At 41.6% G+C, this 17,131-nt stretch carries 23 protein-coding genes; 2 read left to right on the forward strand and 21 right to left on the reverse strand.

What is annotated here, in order from left to right; all coding sequences use genetic code 11:
- Position 1: 1 nt before the first annotated feature.
- The 10 genes from MHO82_RS12840 to MHO82_RS12885 all read right to left on the reverse strand — a co-directional run bounded on the left by MHO82_RS12840 (position 2) and on the right by MHO82_RS12885 (position 7,298).
- On the reverse strand, positions 2 to 598 hold the full coding sequence (locus MHO82_RS12840) for a phage tail protein (protein WP_239184346.1): 597 nt from the start codon (positions 596 to 598) through the stop codon (positions 2 to 4).
- Positions 591 to 1,775, reverse strand: a complete 1,185-nt coding sequence (locus MHO82_RS12845) for a baseplate J/gp47 family protein (protein WP_239184347.1) — start codon at positions 1,773 to 1,775, stop codon at positions 591 to 593. Before MHO82_RS12845 ends, MHO82_RS12840 begins: the two co-directional genes overlap by 8 nt.
- A 1-nt stretch (position 1,776) precedes the next feature.
- On the reverse strand, positions 1,777 to 2,100 hold the full coding sequence (locus MHO82_RS12850) for a DUF2590 family protein (RefSeq protein WP_239184348.1): 324 nt from the start codon (positions 2,098 to 2,100) through the stop codon (positions 1,777 to 1,779).
- Positions 2,097 to 4,403, reverse strand: a complete 2,307-nt coding sequence (locus MHO82_RS12855) for a phage tail tape measure protein (RefSeq protein WP_239184349.1) — start codon at positions 4,401 to 4,403, stop codon at positions 2,097 to 2,099. Before MHO82_RS12855 ends, MHO82_RS12850 begins: the two co-directional genes overlap by 4 nt.
- Positions 4,404 to 4,582: 179 nt before the next feature.
- Positions 4,583 to 4,843 carry a putative phage tail assembly chaperone gene (locus tag MHO82_RS12860; RefSeq protein WP_239184350.1) on the reverse strand — a complete coding sequence of 87 codons (261 nt, stop codon included), beginning with the start codon at positions 4,841 to 4,843 and terminating at the stop codon, positions 4,583 to 4,585.
- A gap of 1 nt (position 4,844) precedes the next feature.
- Entirely contained in the window at positions 4,845 to 5,078 is a 234-nt protein-coding gene (locus MHO82_RS12865) for a hypothetical protein (RefSeq protein ID WP_239184351.1), read from the reverse strand.
- The gene (locus MHO82_RS12870) at positions 5,060 to 5,311 is read right to left on the reverse strand and encodes a hypothetical protein (RefSeq protein ID WP_239184352.1); all 252 of its coding nucleotides are present in this window, start codon (positions 5,309 to 5,311) and stop codon (positions 5,060 to 5,062) included. Before MHO82_RS12870 ends, MHO82_RS12865 begins: the two co-directional genes overlap by 19 nt.
- Before the next feature lie 9 nt (positions 5,312 to 5,320).
- Complete coding sequence (locus MHO82_RS12875; RefSeq protein WP_239184353.1) at positions 5,321 to 5,704, reverse strand: M15 family metallopeptidase; 384 nt, start codon at positions 5,702 to 5,704, stop codon at positions 5,321 to 5,323.
- Between the two features lie 23 nt (positions 5,705 to 5,727).
- Complete coding sequence (locus tag MHO82_RS12880) at positions 5,728 to 6,183, reverse strand: phage protein (protein ID WP_239184354.1); 456 nt, start codon at positions 6,181 to 6,183, stop codon at positions 5,728 to 5,730.
- Positions 6,183 to 7,298 carry a DUF2586 domain-containing protein gene (locus tag MHO82_RS12885; protein ID WP_239184355.1) on the reverse strand — a complete coding sequence of 372 codons (1,116 nt, stop codon included), beginning with the start codon at positions 7,296 to 7,298 and terminating at the stop codon, positions 6,183 to 6,185. Before MHO82_RS12885 ends, MHO82_RS12880 begins: the two co-directional genes overlap by 1 nt.
- A gap of 858 nt (positions 7,299 to 8,156) precedes the next feature.
- Between MHO82_RS12885 and MHO82_RS12890 the strand changes: the two genes are divergently transcribed.
- Positions 8,157 to 8,408 (forward strand): ogr/Delta-like zinc finger family protein, encoded by a 252-nt coding sequence (locus tag MHO82_RS12890; protein ID WP_239184356.1) that lies wholly within the window; start codon positions 8,157 to 8,159, stop codon positions 8,406 to 8,408.
- An 18-nt stretch (positions 8,409 to 8,426) separates the two neighbouring features.
- Here MHO82_RS12890 and MHO82_RS12895 read toward each other — a convergent pair whose 3' ends face one another.
- The 4 genes from MHO82_RS12895 to MHO82_RS12910 all read right to left on the reverse strand — a co-directional run bounded on the left by MHO82_RS12895 (position 8,427) and on the right by MHO82_RS12910 (position 11,548).
- A complete protein-coding gene (locus MHO82_RS12895; RefSeq protein ID WP_239184357.1) occupies positions 8,427 to 8,642 on the reverse strand; it encodes a hypothetical protein in 216 nt (71 codons plus the stop codon).
- A gap of 121 nt (positions 8,643 to 8,763) precedes the next feature.
- Positions 8,764 to 10,920, reverse strand: coding sequence for a replication endonuclease (locus MHO82_RS12900; RefSeq protein ID WP_239184358.1), 2,157 nt, complete (start codon positions 10,918 to 10,920; stop codon positions 8,764 to 8,766).
- Positions 10,920 to 11,147: a hypothetical protein gene (locus tag MHO82_RS12905; protein WP_239184359.1), complete on the reverse strand. Its 228-nt coding sequence runs from the start codon at positions 11,145 to 11,147 to the stop codon at positions 10,920 to 10,922. Before MHO82_RS12905 ends, MHO82_RS12900 begins: the two co-directional genes overlap by 1 nt.
- 116 nt (positions 11,148 to 11,263) lie before the next feature.
- Positions 11,264 to 11,548: a hypothetical protein gene (locus MHO82_RS12910; protein WP_239184360.1), complete on the reverse strand. Its 285-nt coding sequence runs from the start codon at positions 11,546 to 11,548 to the stop codon at positions 11,264 to 11,266.
- Positions 11,549 to 11,876: 328 nt separating this feature from the next.
- Here MHO82_RS12910 and MHO82_RS12915 point away from each other — a divergent pair, with 328 nt between their 5' ends.
- Entirely contained in the window at positions 11,877 to 12,482 is a 606-nt protein-coding gene (locus tag MHO82_RS12915; protein WP_239184361.1) for a helix-turn-helix domain-containing protein, read from the forward strand.
- Positions 12,483 to 12,589: 107 nt separating this feature from the next.
- On the opposite strand, the gene MHO82_RS12920 is transcribed toward MHO82_RS12915, so the two are convergent.
- The 7 genes from MHO82_RS12920 to MHO82_RS12950 all read right to left on the reverse strand — a co-directional run bounded on the left by MHO82_RS12920 (position 12,590) and on the right by MHO82_RS12950 (position 17,039).
- Positions 12,590 to 12,847 carry a hypothetical protein gene (locus MHO82_RS12920; RefSeq protein WP_239184362.1) on the reverse strand — a complete coding sequence of 86 codons (258 nt, stop codon included), beginning with the start codon at positions 12,845 to 12,847 and terminating at the stop codon, positions 12,590 to 12,592.
- A 420-nt stretch (positions 12,848 to 13,267) separates the two neighbouring features.
- Complete coding sequence (locus MHO82_RS12925) at positions 13,268 to 13,558, reverse strand: TM2 domain-containing protein (protein ID WP_239184363.1); 291 nt, start codon at positions 13,556 to 13,558, stop codon at positions 13,268 to 13,270.
- A gap of 207 nt (positions 13,559 to 13,765) precedes the next feature.
- Positions 13,766 to 14,062 (reverse strand): antibiotic biosynthesis monooxygenase, encoded by a 297-nt coding sequence (locus MHO82_RS12930; protein ID WP_239184364.1) that lies wholly within the window; start codon positions 14,060 to 14,062, stop codon positions 13,766 to 13,768.
- Positions 14,063 to 14,288: 226 nt separating this feature from the next.
- Entirely contained in the window at positions 14,289 to 14,885 is a 597-nt protein-coding gene (locus MHO82_RS12935) for a hypothetical protein (protein WP_239184365.1), read from the reverse strand.
- 95 nt (positions 14,886 to 14,980) lie between these two features.
- Positions 14,981 to 15,457 carry an STM3941 family protein gene (locus tag MHO82_RS12940; RefSeq protein ID WP_239184366.1) on the reverse strand — a complete coding sequence of 159 codons (477 nt, stop codon included), beginning with the start codon at positions 15,455 to 15,457 and terminating at the stop codon, positions 14,981 to 14,983.
- A gap of 358 nt (positions 15,458 to 15,815) precedes the next feature.
- Complete coding sequence (locus MHO82_RS12945; protein ID WP_239184367.1) at positions 15,816 to 16,382, reverse strand: hypothetical protein; 567 nt, start codon at positions 16,380 to 16,382, stop codon at positions 15,816 to 15,818.
- 492 nt (positions 16,383 to 16,874) lie between these two features.
- The gene (locus MHO82_RS12950) at positions 16,875 to 17,039 is read right to left on the reverse strand and encodes a hypothetical protein (RefSeq protein ID WP_239184368.1); all 165 of its coding nucleotides are present in this window, start codon (positions 17,037 to 17,039) and stop codon (positions 16,875 to 16,877) included.
- Between the last annotated feature and the right edge of the window lie 92 nt (positions 17,040 to 17,131).

Below are 17,131 nucleotides of genomic sequence, written 5' to 3' on the forward strand. Positions count from 1 at the left end.
ATTACTCCTCTAATACAGCCACTACGCATTGGTGATCCCAATCCAGTGGTGATGCGGTGAAATTGAGTTGAGTTGGGCTGATCACTTGATATTCATAACGGCGGCAAGTGCGGCCATATTGTTGGATCAACTCTTCTAATAAATCGTAATTTTCAGATAACTGTGAATCGCTTAATCGAATGGTGATGATGTCCCAGTCTCGCTCGGGCACTCGCTCATCAATTTCCACTAGCCCAACACCTAAGCGATTAAAAATTCGAATAAACCCAGCTTTTTCCCCCGCATCTTTCGCGTTGATAAAAGCAAATTTCACTCGTTTTCGAAATAGCTCTGTGGGCTCGTCTTTAAAGCGGTGAATGTCTCTGTCCCATGCCAGCACAGCCAAAAGTTTTTCACTGCATGTCATTGGATCAAGCTGAGCTAAGGGGTATAGCAACCACCCCTTTACTTTTTTCCAAAACCCCATCACTCCATTCGCTAAAAAATGAGGCTCTTTTAGCTGCGTTGCTATGGTTTGGCCATCCATCCACCAAGGTACATTTTTATCGGGCAGTTCTGGGGCTAATTTACTGTGGTCCACAGCATCCGTTTTATCCATGGCGAACCTCAACCTGGCTTAACCTTGGAATATTTAACGTGCTCACAATATCTGTATTCTCAAACTGTAAGCTCATTAAATCTTCACTCAGTTCTTGGTGGATTTGGGCCGTAAGCAAACTGAATGAAAAAGTCGACTTCGGGTACGTTCTTGTGACTTGCTGGTACGAATCACTTTCTCGAAACGCCGCACGGATCATATTTTCAATCTGTGTTGTTAAGGCTTCTTTTCTTTCATCACTGATATTCGGCTTCGCCCATACCGTAACTTTGATTGCATGAGTCGTTTCTGGCAGAGCAAGACATAAAATATCATCTCCGTGGCCATGGTTGCCCTCTGCCATTACGTAATCATTCAGCTGTTCTAGCAAATGACTAGGCGTTGCGCCTACATCTAATAATATATAGGCATTTGCCGTACCCGGACCTCTTGGGGCATCGTGCAAAAAGTAAATTTGATCGGTGCGAACCCCAGCCACCGCCGCCAGCATAGAACGGTATATGGCATCGATGTGATACCGACCTACTACACTAAATTGATTCCGAATACGCAGAGATAACTCTTCGTCGTCTTCGGTATCCGCTCCTGTGGTTGTGATCCAATCGTTCTGGTTTTCTGCATGAGTGATCCCAAATACCCCAACAGGCAGAACCGAGTAATAACCCGCAGGCAAGTTATAACCAGCCCCTGCTTGTTCCGCTTCACACAGAACGAGCCCACTTTTCTGATTAGCCGCAATCAAAACATCTTCTACCACAATTAAGCGATACACTTTATCTTCAATGCGCGCCGTTTCTACCACTGTTCCTTTCGGTATTACGATTGGGTTTTCAGGTTTATCTTTAAAAAACGCCACCACACCGCGTGTTTTACTGGCCGCTTTTCGTTCTAAATCCACATCCCATGCTTTTAGATCTAAGTACATACCTTGTGCTGTCGCGGCAAACGTATTAGGCAATACGTGATTAGCTAACAGCTTATCGATCAGCCATTCTGTTGGGGTGACCGCAATGGCTTTAACCAAACGCCAAAATGGTGACATACGATTATCATTGCTGACTTTACTGCCTGCTGCTTTTACCTCCTTTTCAAGCTCTATGGCAATGGCTTCTTCGGTTGTTGGGATCCCTTCTGAAGCAATCACCTCTTTAAAATTCACTGTTGGTCGATTATTCATACTATGTGACCTCCACTCTTATTTCCCTGTAATCGACAGTTTGGGCAAACAGCCAAAGGGCACCAGATTCTTGCTCGTTAACTTCGGCGGTTCCGGGCTCAATGCGCTCGTCCACTTCAATCAACATTTCAATGCGGGTAAGTACATCCGCTCGAAGGGTTCGATTGCGTTCTGCTTGTAACTCCCGTAGTAACCCACTTTCCATAATGGCGTGTTTAATATCTTGGGCGATGCTGTTGCGATCGGCGGTATAAATTGGCTGCTGCCCTGCATCAAAGTCGATACCGCCATCTGTCACTAACAGATCGACATAGTTTTCACTCATGGCGTATTCATCTCCATCCATTCTGCGAGTTGTGCTGGCGTAAACGGCTGCTGTTGGTTGATATGCACATCCCCAACATGCTGAGTTCGGCTGTTGTCCGTTGTACAACCAGTGCTCTCTTTTAGCTGTTCAGCTACTGGCTTCTGATTTCTTGCTCCGGGGCGTAAGTAATCATTAATTGGCTGATTGATCCGCTCTGCTCGTTCTGGCTCAAGTTCAGTTGTTGGTACTTTTGTTCCTGGCACCAAAGCACCGTAATTCACTGCGCCATTAATGACGGGTAAATCAGTCTGCTGTGAACGCTGGTCATAGTAATGGTGCTGACCTTGAGAACCAGCTTCTTTTGATACCGAAAGTGCCGATGACAAAGCTGGGTCATTTGCTGCTACACTGGTGTGATGTGTTCCTTGTAAAGGCAATGGTTGCTGAGACCCACTTACTGGATAGTTTTCCCACACTTGGTAACCACCTGTACCGACAGAAGGGCCATAATCCATTGGCATGTTTGGCATTCCAGAATTAGCAACAATGCCTTGGGTTTGTAACGGTAACTTAGCAGCCCCAGAACTGTGCATTGGCTCTGAAGTCATTTTCCCTGTTAAGTATGGAGACTCACCGACTGATTGTTGCTTAATATGAGTATTAACTATGGCTTCATCTGGAAGATTTGGCTCAGGTATCGAGTTATCATCCGTTTTAATATTAATAAACGGTATCATATTTAACTTATCGATTAACCAGTCAATCTTCTCTCCTACAGTATCAAGAGAGGTGAAATCAGCCAAAGCTGCTTTTAAGTCATCCCAGAAATAAATTAGAGCAGCAACAACCCCAATTACTGCCAGAAGGCCTAGAGCCACAGGCAACATAGCAAGGTTAAGGGTATGCATTATCATCACAAAACCTAAGCATGATAAACGCGCGGCTCTCATCAAAGTAGTATAAAGTGAAACTGCTTTCGCCCATCCTCCCATCATAAGTTGAGAAAAGGCCACGATCATGTTCCAAGCAATTAAAGCTCCAATTACTCCTATAATTGCTAACGTTATTCCCCCCAAAATCTGAGCCAGAATAGGAAATTCTTGAGTCCAACCAACCACTTTCATTACACCATCGGCCATCACTCCCACTACAGCAGTAATGGCAGGTAATACTGAACCAAACACGACAGCTTGCATGGCAAACCAGCTGGATTCTAAACGCTGAAATTGATCGACTGTAGCACTAGCCATATCGTTCATTTCTTCAAAGCCACTAAGCTTTCCAAGCTCCCCTGCTTCTTTCAGAGCACCTGAAACGTCTGATGTAGCTTTAACTTCAGGTATTTGGAGCTTAACCTGAGTTTTATTCAGCAGCTCTGTTTGACCAATTAACGCGTTGATCACCTCCATTGCATTTGCACCACTTGAAGGGCCGGATCCCGCTACAGTGAAAGCTGCTGTGATCTTACTCATGTCTGCCGCATTAAGCTCACCATACTTTCCTTTGATGGCTTCTAAGATCTCGTACATTGGGAGCAACTTTCCGCTTTGATCAGTAAATGTTAGATCAAGCTCTCCAGCTGCCCTCAAAGCCCCATTTAAAAAAGCTTCGTATTTCTCACCAGATTCCACCCCTGGCATTGTGCTACCCAACATGCCAAGTACTGCGATCTGCTCTGACATATCAATGCCATGAGCCGAGCCTGCATTATCTAGCCCCTGAATGCCTAACGTTAAACTTTGTGCAGATGCACCGGTTAACTTCGTTGCTTGTGCGGTCATACCAGCCAATTGCTTCGACCAATCTAAAACCCCGATTTTATCCGCGCTTTCTTTAAACGTTGAATACATGGTACTCATGTACTGAGCGGCTTCTTGGGTATCACTTTTAATGGCCACCGCCAGAACAGCAGACACATCGGTGATCCCAATCAGATCTTCATTGGTCAGCTTGGCCGCTTCTCCCATGCTCGTTTTCATGTGATAAGAAGCAACAAGAAACTCTTCCGATGTTTTTCCATATTTGCCTGCAAATTCATGGGCCTTTTGCGTTAGCTGTTCGAGATCGTCTTTTACCACGCCAAGCGATTTCATGTCCCCCATGACTCTGTCCATTTGAATAGCGGGCGTTAAAATAGACTGCAACCCGGCAACCAAAGAACTCGCATCGCTGGCCATTTGTCCCCAGGTTTTTTGACTTTCTTTCGCGGTATTCTGAAATGACAGCCTAAGATCATCCATGGATTTACTTATCTGTGAAGTCGCTGTGGTTACCTGGTTAATGGCTGACGTTTGCATCCAAACATCCATACATGTGCTCACTGATGACTACTCCTTACTAAAAGCGAGTGCAATTCCGCTCGCAACAATCTCGGCGTGGTGCTTATCCAGCCACAACGCACGAGCTAAGTTTTCTGTGGTATCGGGTTGCTGAGGTAAATAATGGGCCCTGAGCGTTAAGGCCTGCTCTAGCCCATTATTTTCAATCGCTTTGGCGTGTTTTATGAGTTTTTTACTTCGATATCCAAATCACCTTCAAAAATCTCATTCACCTTAGCAATCAGACGCAAGACTGCACCAGGGAGTTTCAGTACTTCGTCTAACTTGGCTTTATCGTCTTTATGTACGATACGGCGTAAATAGTTCGTAGAAGGTGCCACTTTGTCATTCGGCATCATTTCATTAATGTATTTGTTGTACGCTGACAGTTCTGGTTGAAAACGAAGTTCTTGGCCTGCTGCTGTTAATACGATGTTTTTCATGTTATTTCTCTTTTTTAAGTAATTCAGATAAGCGGTCAAACCCAGATTCCATCTGGCGTTCAACACGTACGGTTAAGTCTTTTAATTCATTTTTAGTTGCCATATAACGAGCAACGTGAAGTTTGTGATCAGATAACTCTTTAGAGAGCCTAAATAAATAGCCAATCAAGATGCTAGATAGCAACGTTAAAAACGATGCCACTCCCACTAAAGCGTTTATCCAGCTTGGATCCATGGCTTCTCCTTCTGTGGAATTTCTTTAAGCCCTTTTCCTTGCAATGAGGCAATCACATCATCGACAGTGCCTTGCACAACATCGTTGGTGGTGAGCTTTTTCAAGGTTTCTAGCCCCCACACCACCGAACGAGTCGCAAAACGCTCTAAAACTACTTTCCAAGTAATTTTCAATGCGATGCCTTTCAGTACTTCCCACAAGGTTTTTCCAAGAACCCCTGTAATAAAAGGCATATTGCCCTCCTATGGGTATACAGTGCGACACAGCTGGAAGTGAGGGCCATCTTTAAATGTTTTCCAATCTCCACCCCATTCAATGGTAACGCCAAGCTCAGCCGCAGCTGTTTTCATTGCTCTGGCAATCTGGTGGTATAAAGGCCAACTCCAATCAATGCGCCCGTGAACATAAGCCCCTAAGTCCACCGCATGGCCTGTTAAATGTCGGCTACGTAAGGTTTTTGAAGCCCCTTTTTCCACCAATGCTTGTTGTCGCTCTGGTGTACGAAGCCCTTCCAGTACTGAAAAATCCACTTCGGTGATTTCAATAGCACGTTCAACCACTTTCACCAGATCAGAATGCACACCCTGTAAGCGCGTTTTAGAACGGTGACTTAATACAAAGCTCATAGTTTTACTCCCAGCTGCGTGGCTTAGCCGATCAAGTTACGAACGTCGTAACCACTTAGGTATGACACACCGTCGATGTGGATAAAGTTAGGATCTGTTACTAAACCTTTCACTTTGTGTTTTGATTTGTCCACCGATGACGGATCAATATCCAGTAAGCTATCAATCATCAGTTTCACGCCATACACTTCTATTTTTAGCTCTTCACTACCCGTATTTGCGTAGAAGATACAGTCATGTGGGCGAATGCTACGCCAGCTGCCTGCCGATTTGGCCGCTTCACCCAACAGCTTAAAGTTTTTGGTATCCAGCTCGTATTCCAGCTCAGCACTTACTGCACCGTCGGTATAACCATCTGGCACACCACGTGTTTTTGCTACGTCTGATTCATCTGAAATACTAACGGATGCTTTTTCCACATGAACTAAAATGCCGTGGATATCGATATCGAAACTAACACCTGAAATTCGTTTTTCCATTAAATGTCTCCTGGGTTGCTAAGATCTAACATTAAGTTGGCTGTAATTTTTTTCGGGCAATCTTTTGGTTTTGCCGACAGGTAAATAACAACAGAGTTTTTACTTTCCCAAACAATGGAAATGTCGTCTGATTTTGGTGATTCAATTTCACCCGGCATCACCAATTGGCCAACACTGCCACTCACGGCCATTTCACGTAGTGGACGGCAATAACGCTGTTGAGCACGAGCCGTGCTGCTAGGACTGCTGTTAAAAGAGCGATCACCAATATCAGCAATGGCAATTAAACGAATACGACGGGCAATTTTGTCCATAATGCGGCGATATTCGATCACCTGGTAATCACCGCCTTCCACATCAAGCAGACGGCCATCAGCCCAGTAGATACCATCGTAATCAGGGAACCATGCTGGAACCGATAAACGATTTTGTTCTAGTGTTTGCAATGTTGCCGTGGTTAGCTCTGCGCCAGCACTATCAACAGGCAAAGTAACATCACCCACCAGCGGGCCTGTTTTAATGCGCATTGGTGTATCGGCAATAGATGCCATGCGATTACATAAACGGCCCATCAACTTACCCAGTGCATCTGGGAAGATTTGTGGTACCAGCATTACGCCATCAGCGGCAATACCATCTTGAATAGCGACAGTTGCCACTTCGTAATCAGCCCAAGTTTGGGTTTTGGTATCAATACCTGGTGCGCACAATGCCATCCATGTCCAGCGACCATATTTAGCAATCAGCTCATGATAAAGCGCTTGTGCTGTTGTAATGGTGGCTTGATTAGCCGTTGGAATACACAATGCAACCGCTTCAAAGCTTTGTGTTTGCTGAGCAACCTTAACCGCTTCAACCCACTCTTCTTCCGCAGCAACCACCGACACCGCTGCTGTCCAATTCTGACCACCATTTTGCATAGCGGCCATTACATTTGCTTTCAGTTCAGAATCAGATTCGCCGAGTAATTCGTCAAAATCAGATTGAGTATTTACTGAAAGTAACTTACCCACATTTTTAGTACCTAAGCCGACAAAAAGCACATGACGTTCAACTTCCGTCACTGGCCCCTGCATCAGGTTTAGGGTGTTTACTTGTACGATTGGCCACGCCATTTTTATTCCCCTTTTTGGTTTCACACTTCACGAAAGCTTGTTTTCGTTGGAATAAAGAATACGTGTTTCTCGGTACTGGTTCATCTACTTCACTTCCGCCTAATTCGGATAATTAAAAAAACCGAACAACACCGAATTATTCTTAATAATTAATGATTTAAACAAAGTAAAACCAATCTTAAATGAGTGGTTTTTGCTCAAAAGAAACAGCCAATATCAATAAAAGGACAAGCATAGAAAGCAGTTCAAGAATAAAAATAAACGCAAAGATAGGGGGATAGAAGAAAAGTCGAAATAAGTCGTTACGTCGTCACTACTGAGTGGCTCTATAACTATATTACCCGCATGACACTAACAGCTTTACGGTCATCACTGTCTAGCACGATGACTCAAAAAAGAAGAGCTACATGTCTCAATGTCGCTGGCTGGAGAATTAACGGCCAAGATAAAAGAAAAAATCCAATGCCATGACAACAAGAAAGAAAAAGGTGGTAGCCATTCGAACGAATAAAAGGCGCTAGAGGCACTCCATTTTAATGCCTAAATAGCTTTACGGTTTTCTTACAAAGCTCTCTACATGCTTATAAGAAGCTCTATAAGATAGAAATGAGTGAAGGGGGCACTCTGCCAAATGAACACTACTTGATATGATCCACTGTCATAACATGCTCAAAAAGAAGGGGCTTATCTTTATCCTTTTTCTATTGATTTCATCACTTAAAAAATAATATTTAAAAACAAAATAAAACATTGATTTTTCTATATAAAAAATCCTATTAAAAACACAACCACTGTATGAAAAAACAGTGCTTTTGTGGTATAATAAAATCCATAAGTTTGAATCAAAATGGATGTGTTATGCGAGTATTCTGCCCTGAATGTGGTGATAAAAGCCGTATTCAAAAAACCAACCGAATTTCAAATAGCTATGCTGATCTATATTGCAGTTGCGGTGATCCTGAATGTGGCCATTCTTTTGTCATGAACTTAAGTTTTAGCCATACCCTCAGCCCTTCCGCTAAAACCTCCTCTCAAATGGCCATCGAGCTCCTAAAATCGTTAGCACCAGAACAGCGTAAAGAACTACAACAACAACTTTCCTCTTTATAAATAAAAGAAAGCCCTCACTCAGAGGGCCATTTTCTGTGACTCGACTTCGTCAGCTAACTGGATCAGCTGGCGGAGGCAATCAAGTTTTTCGGGCTTAAGTTGCTCTTGCTGATCTGCCACAACTAAACCTACTAAGTACATCCCTAGTTCAGCTTTGCTCTCTTGCTCAGTACTTAATGCAACGCCATCAAGAATAAATTCCATTGCCTCTAGGTATAGCTCTCTATCTCTCATATGTACTGCTCAATCCTCGCCAAAAGACCTGTACAAATATACAGTATTATTTCTGATTATACAGTAGTACGAGAAAAAAAATGATGCAAGTCGCTGATATAAATGCGAGTTAGCTTAAAAATCACCAACCTTCCCATTTAACCTCCTCTAAAACCTCCTCAACACGTACCTGTAAACCAATATGAGTACGATCTAACCAGGTCTTACGGCCATCTAAAGTAAAAACAGTATCTCCCCTTATCATTGCTGCTACGCCACCTTTATCAACATCAATGCCATTACACTCAAAATGCCCTAGAATTGACTGTTTTAGCACACCGCTTTTATCCCGCGTACAGTTATTGACAGAACTCCAAGAGGCACAGAAATCCTCCGTTTCAGGAGTAGATACCGAACTTTTTAAAGTAAGATCTGATGAAGGTGTTTTTTTGCATAGTACCCAACCATCCATGCGACTGATCACCGTAAGATCAACCCCATTCGTCACACCTTTTAGCTTTGTAACTAGCTCACCATAACCATTTTCTTTAGGACGGTACGCCAAGCGCAGTGGTTGAGCGTTACGCGCACAAAACACCCCACCCATGGCTTCGACAAACATCCCCCAATTACCAGAATCAGCTGCAACCCGAGCTACTTCAATTTGATGCTCTTCTGATTGCAAATCAAAGAACGAACGAACTTGCGGCTTATAGGGATTACTTTTAATTTGTTGCTGCTCTTCTATCGCCAATGGATCTTGCTCTAAACGTCTTAATTCCCGCCACACAGACACAGAAGGCCCACCAATCTGCTGAAACTGACGAATCCCCCACTCACTCGCCCAGCCTGCGACCGATTCCGCTGTCACCTCTGCTTTTTCACCAGACTCTTCATCGTCTTCAACTTTAAAACCATCAATGTTCTTAGCGATATATTTCGCGATGTAACCCGTCGCACTGCCACATTCTGGGTCTATGACCTTGTAATCAAAGCGCGGTTTGATCAGAGCAGAAACCGTCTCAATATGCTCTGTACTCTCTTCACTTAATGGCAAAGTAAACTTTCCATCTTCATCTTTAGTTTTCGCAATCGCATCTGACCAACATTTAAAATCTACATCGCTGGCACCAAGCTCTGATCTGTCTTCCTCAGTAAAATAATGCGCCAATACCCAGCGAATAACAGGTTCATGTTCAGGGTGGAAAAAAAACAGCGCATGCCAATGAGGAGTTGCATCGTGATGAGGCTCACACACTCGAAACCCCATAAGAGGAACATCAAGACGTTTCAATTTAGCTCTTGCTTTAGACCAAGCATGAGAAAGGTAACGCTGAGTTTGCTTCGGGTTAAAACCTTGGTACTTTTTATTTTCAACCGAGCACGTTTTTCCATTTGAACGCACAGAATGATAGGAATGATACTTACTTGGAGCGGTCATGGTAAAAAAGCCACCCATCAGCCCATTTTCGGTGGCAATATCTTCAAAGCCACGCATACGAACCATTAGCTCATGACGACGAATTTTGGGGTTAGAAACAGATGCCTTAACTGCTTCTATCACGTCAATTTCTTCGCCTGTAAGCTCATTTCTCGCAACAATATTAGACAAAGCCTTTAAGTTGGCGATTTTTCGAGCACGGTAACCCTGTAATCCAATATGACTGATATACGCAGATACGCCTTTGCGAACTTGGCCCATAATAATTCGGCAGTGTTCACAAAAACGTCGGTAAGCAATATCTAATTTTCTAAGCCACCAAGCTTCATTTATTAAACGAGCAATCTGACCAAGAGCGACGGTTTCTTCTATTCGTGCTTCATACTCTTCGTTACTTTCTTCTTGTTCTTGGGGAATACTTTGTGTAGGGACACTTGGCATAAAGGACCACGGAAACCAAACATCCCTCATTACCTTGGCTGTAGCAACGGCATCTTGCCTTTGATCAATACAAGACATTAACACTCGATGACATTGATCAGCCAACTCAGAGGCTAAAGATTTCCTTCTTATCTCATTCCTTAACCTTTCAATCTGAACCGGAAACTGGCCAGCAGCTTCACGCACCATAGTGACTTGTCGACGAAGCCAAATATTTGCACTACGGCTTTTACCATTGCGCTGAACATAGCGCTCCCAACGAAAAACATATTGTTTTAACAGTGAAACAGCAATATCGGAAGGGATACCACCAAATAGTGATCTCACCCATTTGCTGTCATCCCTCCAAAGTTTCGCTTTACTAGTATGACTAACAAGGATAGCTTCATTCGGCGTAATGGCACTCAATACCTGCATTACAGCTCCACAAACTCATGAGCATCACAAAGTAGAAAACCACCAGCGTTATCCCTTTTTGTGAATAAACCATGCACCATGGATGAGCACTTTAGCTGTTCACATACCGCTTCCATTGCCTCTTCACGACTTTCAAACTCCCCTACCTGCTGATTCATTATCTCGTGAGTATGCACCTCGCGAATCACATCACCACCAAAGCCTAAATAAACAAAAAAATAGTTCATGCTACCCTCCACAATAAAACCTAAATTGACGAATAAAAAAACACACAGAACCCTTTACTATCAACTCAATCAGAAAAAGGGATGGACTGTTGGCTAATTAGCCAGAGGTAAGATAGCTAGTAAAAATCTTTGGATGGCTTATGAGACAAAGGAGTGAGAGCTCCCACTAACGTATTAATAACACGGTGGACTTGTTTTTTTTCCCACACTGTAAGTTCAGAAAAAGACTTCGCGATATGCCGCCTAGTGAATCCAGCAGAAAAGCAAACCGATCGTTTTACTTCTTCCGTTAAATTGTCGTACATCAGGCCAACTTGACTCTCGGCCCCCAATAAAGCACGGCAAAACGCAATAGACTCATTTGCAGGCCTTGGGCTGTGACTTTTCAATTCTTCGTACATACATCCCTCTAATCAAACTAAAAACCAAAAACAATACTAAACGTCAATTGAATATCCCTACTTGAACATTCCACAGCCAAATAACGGACAATCAAATGGTTTATTGTTACTAAAACTCTATTGAAACATTCAAATGACTGGCTCTTATAGCTACCTTACTTAGCTGTTAATGAGACATTTAGTGCGATAAATAGCCAAAACTTCACACTTAACGCTGTAGATATTGAAATCATAGTGTTATCCTTCTCTTTAACAGTTATTCAAATCAACACCCAGCAGGCCAACCCTAAAATAGTCATTTGACTGCTTGGTGATATTAGGTGATCAAATGCATCCAAGTCAAGATGTAAACATGAAAGAGATAGCAAAATTACTGCCTATGGACTACCAAGGCGGTAAAGATGTAACAACAAGGTTACTCAAAATACTTAATTTGGCGGAATACAGATCGCTATCGGATGCTTTTGACGTTTCTTGGGGAACCATCTCAACATGGCATAGGCGTGAGCAAACGCCATTTGAAATTGCAGTGCGAACCCATTTAGCAACAGGGGCTTCTTTACGCTGGATTTTACTTGGCGAGGGGGAAATGTTTGAGAGCGGACAGCCTATCGTTTCATCTAACAATATTGACGTTCCATACTACACATTGGCAGATGGTATTTTAACCGATGAAGGAACGATGTCTTTTGATCCTAAATTTCTTGCCGATATGCCAGAAAAATTAATGTTAGTGGAACACGACAATCAAAAGATCTTTATCAATACCAGCATAAAAAAAGCCGTAAGCGCGACTTACCTAGTAAAGATTGATGACGATTATTCGATCTGCGAGCTACAAAAGCTACCAGGGGGAAAAGTAGTAATGCACTTCAACGGCAGCAACTATGAAGTCGCTACCGATGAATTAGAAGTGGTTGGGAAGGTGGTGTAAAAATTACAGGAAAACGTTCGTAGCCCCCCTTTTACGCCACTAAAAAGTCACTACACTTCATGGTTTTCGAACAAAAGCCAGCTATTTTAGCTTCATTTCACAGCTGGCTATGCTCTCACCCGCAGATCAACCTGAGTTTGTAAATCATCAAATTGAGCCTCAGTGATAGCGTCAGGTAAGATAACTTTATAAGTATCATTGCCTTGTGCTTTTAATAAAGTATTAAGCCACTTCTTACTTATATATGTATCTACTGTTGCTTCCGCCCAAGACGTCGCATTAATAATATCTTTTCTTGAAACGACTTTTCCAATGTTACCATTAAACAGCTTCAAAGCTTTTTTTGCTTGATTACTTAATGCCATAATTCACTCCTTTAACCCATGCTATATCTAATTAAAAAATACTCGAAGGCAGAACCAAAACTCAGATAAGACATCATTAATGTATATTAATTGTACAGAAAAATAGAAGTACATAGAACGATATGCATCAAGGATTAACCATCATTATGTAGAATAATTATCCCTCGGGATAGAAGGTTATTGTGCGGTGCTTTTGGAAGTAAGATTAAGATGCTTCAAGGGCAACAACCCTAGCCGCTGCTGAAGGGTGTGAAATATTAAAAAGGAGATATAATATCTATTTAAAACACAAAAACGCAACCCATAACAATAAAGCTATGCGCTGCGAATAACTCTTAAATGGTTTATTAACTAGCGTGAATTTAAGTACGGTAAATGCTCGATGATGACTTAACCGATGCTAATTTAAACTCGATTTACTTAACTTTCATATCTAGTTTCAAATTTCTCATCAGATTCGCACAGATACATAATAAACTCGATGAAAGCGATAATTGAAGGAATCAACGTCCAACAAAACACCAAGTACAAAAAGCCTAGTCCAACTTTACCTAGATAAAATTTATGAGCGCCAATCCCACCTAGGAAAAAAGCCAGTAATGCGGCAGAAATTCTACTTTTCTCACCTTTCACGCCTTTCTGCTGTGCTCCACAACTTGGGCACGCTCTCGCAGTTTCATGAATTTCTTTTCCGCAACCACTACAAAACATTACTACATCCTTATTACAAATACTGCTGAACAAAAGATGCGCCCACCATACCAAATAACACACATAAAACATTGATTTAGTTCAATATAGTGCAATTTAATACCACGTGTAAGTAAGAGGCCATACTGACAATAGAGAATAAACTCATAACCGAAAATGCAATTGTTGGAAGTCAATATTAAATATTTTACTACGTGGCCGCTGCCACTATTTGGTTCTGTCTTCTACTTCATCGAAGGCCTCTACAGAAATACGCTCTGCAATATCCCGCATTTTCTGCATTTTTTCTGGATTACGATTTTTCCAAAACGCTTCCCAATCTTGGTGCGTTTCCCACTTCGCAATAGTTAACACTTTTTCAGGCGTCTCATAAGAGCGAAGCATAAAGCTCCCCAGTGCTCCATCTACTGAATGGTGAATCGAGTCTGTCGCCGAACGCCACACAGTTTGAAACTCATCCATTTTATCTACTGGTACACGCCATTCATACACAACTCTAAACATAAAACTCCCTGTAAATACTTAGATTTAAATCGTAAGTTATTAGCTCTTATTTCGACCTTCTATGTGTGCCGACACAGTTTCTATTATTTCATCATTGGTTACATCCCAGACTCTTCCAGGCTTAAACTCCCCTGACCACGCTGCGATATTGCAAAGTAACTGCCCTAAGCGCATTTCGGGGTATAACTCCCACCGAACCCGAAATCAAAAATGCCGCGTATTATGGTTACCTTGTTAAACCTCTTTCGTATTGTTCAAGCTTATTTAAAAATTGAACGATAAAAGCTTGTTCGTTTTTATCTACCGTTAATGAACGAACAAATTCAGCTTCTTGTCGTATTTCAGAGCACTGTTCAACTGTTGCACCATCATTACCATAAAGAATCCCTACGGGCCACTCATGCTCACAATATGAAAGCCAATCTAGAATACAACGGCGTAAGAGTTCTTTACCTTCACTACGAGTGGCATCTAACTCATAGCACTTACGGTAAAAATCCATTTCAGTTAATGAACCAAGCTCTTCAAAAACACCTTTTGTTTTATATATATTTTGAGCTAGTTTCCCAAGCCATAGTGTCGATTCATAATTCCTAACTTCAAACCCTTTTTTTAAAGTAGGATAAATAAGGTTTACAAAAAGTTCATACCGAATACAGCAATGCTGGTTCTTCTCCAGATTCAGTAGGTATTGCCACACCCAAGCACGTATTTCATCTTCATCTTTAAAAGAACCTATAAACAACTGAATCGATTTTGCTGCCTGTTTTCTCAATCCAGTATTCAGTTCTCTTTCAAACTTTTCAAGGTACTCAATATTCATAATAATTATGTTTCTTTAAAGATTAACGCCAACCATAAGCAGCGAGCGATTTTTACAAACCTAAAGCCTGCAAGGAGTAATATTCTATGGCTTTGTTATGTATTAGCATCTTCACAATAACGAACCTTCCAATCATTTAAGTGCTTACATATTTGTTCAGGTGACAACTTAAATTGGTTGTTAATAACCCCCTCCATACCTGTAAGAGTAGATGCGATTTTTCTACTGCCTTGCTGCTTTTCATACGAAGAAGAGTACTTAATGGCTATCATTTTGTTACCACCAATTTTACCTACATAGAATAGATCAACCTCATGCCAATCCAGCCTCCAAGGTTTGGCTCCATATCCAACTTCAAATCCTGATGAATCAAGTTTTATGTATGAGCGTTTGAAAAATTGCAAAATTGATGCTGGTATGGCTAAACCAAAAAATAACACACACCCCCATCCAAATATGGAACCAGTGTGAATTAAATACCCCCCAATAGCCACAAACACAATTCCAGCTATTAGGTGCTTTATTGGCTTCAGCTTACTCCCTTCAATAGTTAAGCTCTCACTATTGCTCATATCGACTCCATGTGATCTTTGTATAATACCTGCTATCAGATGTGTCCACCGAACTGGTAAAGGTGACCACTGCTATCAAAAATTTAACATACGCCAATAAAAAACAACGTTGTATTCCAACCTGTAATTCCTCAGGTTAATATCATCATGACGCGCTGATCTAGAATATTTTAGATCTTTTTTTTCAGCTGCACCATGAACAATAAAATTAAATCTTACCTCTTTTAGGGACACCTTATTAGGTCCACTAAGGCATTCATCTTGGCTAGATTCATCCTGCCCATCATCTTCCCAAAAACAAATCTCACATATTTCATATGTAAGCTGTTTAAGCACATTATTAGAATTATTTACCTACCTAAAAAGTGTACCTAAAATTCATATACCAGCCTCCATTACCATCAGGAGCTAAAGAAAAACTTGAACTTTCATCATAAAAAATTTGGTCCGAAGCCCACGAAGATAACCACACGGCATTCAAGCCTATGAGATTAGCTATAAATATATCCCCCTCGCTCTCATCTTCGTCTGCGAGATACAGGTTATACGCCCCCACTGAAGCTAACCCTGCTGTAGCAGTTATTCTTGATGCCGGAGGTAGTGTCTCAGTAATAAGGGGGCTTGTTAAGATATAGGACCACCCCATAAATTCAGGAGCAAAAGCTGCTGCCCCCGAAAATAACCCAATACCAAGTTGAGTCCAAAGAAACTCGCTGGGATCACGAACTCCTAAGTACTGATTTCGACTTTGAGAGCTCGTAAAACTATTATACTTTGATGAAACAATTAAATTATCACCTGCTAATACGTTAGGTTTTTCAATATGATGATACTCATAATTACCTAAGTGAGCTCCCGTATTTTGACTGAATGCTACCGCATCAATAGAACACATGGCTAAAGCTAGAACCGCCAATTTTTTCATTTATAATCCTTTATTAATAAAGCCTTTAATTGCTAACGCAAGCAATAAAGTGCCATGTACTGAACTAACAAAGCACTCTGAACAAGAACCGCCGAGTGTAACACGTTATTTTGATTAAGAATAATGTCTCTAAAGTAAAACTTTCTTACAGGTAAACTCCTGACCAAATTTACTCATTTCCTCACTTACAGCGTGAATTCAACTATCAACGTTAATATAGAACTATTCCTCTGTGTGCACCTATAACGCTTAATTAAATATAAAGCTAAATCATCTTATCGAAGTCATTTCCCTGTGAGCACTCAAACTGATTTAAATTGAAAAACTTTAAGCGTTGAAAATCACTCATAAATTCTTGCTATGTAAATATTTTACTATTTCTTCTTCCGTCAGTGTATGGATGAGTTTACTTCGCTTTAACTGAGCAATAGGGTCAAATCTTTGGGGTTTATCCAATTTACAACCCCACCAAAGCTGAGGTTTTGAAAATAACTAGACTCTACGTAATTCCAACAGACGTTCAGGAGAGGCATCTGATTGGTACTCAAGCCCCGACTCACAACCACAACAATCACAAATTTCAAATGTCGTACAACCGAAACGATCTAATGCTGTAAAGTCTGGATAACCACACACCGGACAACCTTCAAGGTTCATACTTCCTCCAAATACATGAAGCTATTAAAAATCTGACTTAAAGATCTTGCTAGCTTTCGTTTGCTCTCAATATTTCCCCCATAAATCGCAAG

Source organism: Vibrio sp. Of7-15 (genome assembly GCF_022347565.1).
GTDB lineage: Bacteria > Pseudomonadota > Gammaproteobacteria > Enterobacterales > Vibrionaceae > NORP241.